This is a genomic window from Alphaproteobacteria bacterium (assembly GCA_030740435.1).
Lineage (GTDB): Bacteria > Pseudomonadota > Alphaproteobacteria > UBA2966 > UBA2966.
Map to the genome: position 1 here is coordinate 1 of JASLXG010000226.1, position 2,235 is coordinate 2,235.

Consider the following 2,235-nt stretch of genomic DNA (forward strand, 5'->3'; position numbering starts at 1 on the left):
GCGCTGCGCAGCACGATGTGGGGCATCGGGGATGTGGGACATCGGGCAAGTAGCGCGACGCAGGCCGTGACCCGGTGAGAAATGCGGGTTAACCTCCGCGGCAAGTCCGGTTGGCGCAGGCGGTGAACATTCAGGGTCCACCGTGATGCTGCCCGACCATGGCAAGGAAGGCGAAGCAGGTATGACCAAAGCGAAAGCCCGCCAGCGGGCCAAGGCCAAAGCGGCGCAGAAAGCCAAGAAGCGCGAGGCCAACGCCGAACAGCCCGAGCAGCAACCTCGATCGGGCCAGTTCGATCCGGGATCGTTTTTGCAAAAAGGCCCGGGCATGAATGCCAACATCAAGAACTTCGGCGCTGCCAGACGCGGCGCCTCGCGGTCGAGATAGGCCGTGCCCCACCGCCGACCAGGGGGCCGCCGCGCTCCGCCACCAGCTTGATAGGCCCTCGGCCGGAGAAGGCCAATATGGCGACGAAATCGGCGGCTCCGTGAGAGGGGCAATCAGGGGAGCAAGCAGCCATGGCAACGAGCGCAGGTCTGGACGCGCTATCCGCCCAGATCGATCCGCCCACCCTGGTCGACGTGCTCGACCGCGCGGCCGAGCTTTCGCCTGAAACCACGGCCGTGATCTGTGGCGCCGAGCGTATCGACTATCGCCAGTACCGCCACGGCGCGGCGGTTTTCGCCCACGACCTGATCGGCCTGGGCGTCCGCGGCGAGCGTGTCGTGGTGCTGATGGCCAATTCCATCGAGATGTCGATGGTGATCCATGCCATCTGGGCCGCCGGTGCCGCCTGCGTGCTGCTCAACCCGCTCTATAGCGAACGCGAACTGGTGCCGCTGATCAAGGATGCCGGCCCCGCCGCCATCCTCTGCGATGCGGCGCAAGTAGAGAAGTTCGCGGCCATCGCCGAGGCCGCCGGCGTGGCCACCGTGGTGCCGTTGGGCCTCGGCGGCACCGCCTACGGCGACTGGCTGTCGCGCCCCGAGGTGGCGCTGCCCGAGCCCCGGCCCCGGCCCGGCGATCTCTGCTCGCTGCAATACACCGGCGGCACCACCGGCCTGCCCAAGGGCGCCCGGCACATCCACCAGGAACTCATGCACACGGTGCGGCTGACCCAATGGGCCTGGCCCACGGTGGCCGACAAGGACGTCTGGTGCGACGTGGCTCCCCAGTTCCACATCTGGGGGCTCTGTATGACCGCCATGACGCCGGTCTACGCCCGCGCCACGGTGGTGCTGATGCAGCGCTACGACCCGGGCGAGGTCTTGGCCGCCTTCGCCGCGCACCGTGTGACGGTCTTCGCTGGCGGGCCGGCCGCCATCTTCCACGGCCTGATGGCGCACCCGGATTTCAAGACCACCGACTATTCCAGCCTGCGCATCTGCGCCGGCGGCGGCTCGCCGCTGCCGCTGGCCATGGTCGAGGCCTGGCAAGCCGTGACCGGCAACACCATCCTCGAGGGCTACGGCATGTCGGAAGGGGCGCCGATCGCGCTTAATCTGTCCGATGGCTCGAACCGTGTCGGCACTTGCGGCCCGGTGGGCCCCGGCGTCGAGATCGAGGCCGTCGACGTGGAAACCGGCACCCGGGTGCTACCGGCCGGCGAGGACGGCGAGCTTCGGGTGCGGGGCCCACAGATGATGACGGAGTACTGGCAGCGGCCCGAGGAGAGCGCCGCCACGGTGCGCGACGGTTTCATCCACAGCGGCGACGTCGGCCACCTCGACGAGGATGGCTTTGTCGTCATCGTCGACCGCAAGAAGGACATGGCCATCGTCAACGGCTTTAACGTCTTCCCGCGCGAGATCGACGAGCTGCTGTTCAGCCACCCCGACGTGCATGAGGCCGCCGCCCTGGGCGTGCCCGACGCCAAGGCCGGCGAGACCATCCACGCCTACCTGGTGGCTAAGCCCGGGGCGGTGTTGGAGCCGGCTTTTGTGGCCACCTTTTGCGCCGAGCGGCTGGCGCCCTACAAGGTGCCGACGCAAATCTTCGTGGTCGACGAACTGCCCAAGACGCCGGCCGCCAAGACCGACAAGATGGCGCTGCGCCAACGTTCGAAAGCGGCGGGTGCCGAGAGCAGCGCTGATCCGGGCTAGAGCGTTTCAAGTTTGCTTGAATCCATACCCTGAATTCAGGAAGTAGTTTGCGCATTCCTGTGGTGGGAAGTCATCGATGAGATCGGCGATGGTTTGCCACAGCTCCTCGATGGTTCGGGCGGAGGCCTTTCGAAG

Annotated in this window: 2 protein-coding genes; both read left to right on the plus strand. The window is 67.2% G+C overall.

The genetic code is table 11. The features are described 5' to 3' along the window. Positions 1-142: 142 nt before the first annotated feature. Positions 143-385: a hypothetical protein gene (locus QGG75_21150; protein ID MDP6069734.1), complete on the plus strand. Its 243-nt coding sequence runs from the start codon at positions 143-145 to the stop codon at positions 383-385. A 131-nt stretch (positions 386-516) separates the two neighbouring features. Next, positions 517-2,100 (plus strand): AMP-binding protein, encoded by a 1,584-nt coding sequence (locus tag QGG75_21155; GenBank protein ID MDP6069735.1) that lies wholly within the window; start codon positions 517-519, stop codon positions 2,098-2,100. The last annotated feature ends 135 nt before the right edge of the window (positions 2,101-2,235 follow it).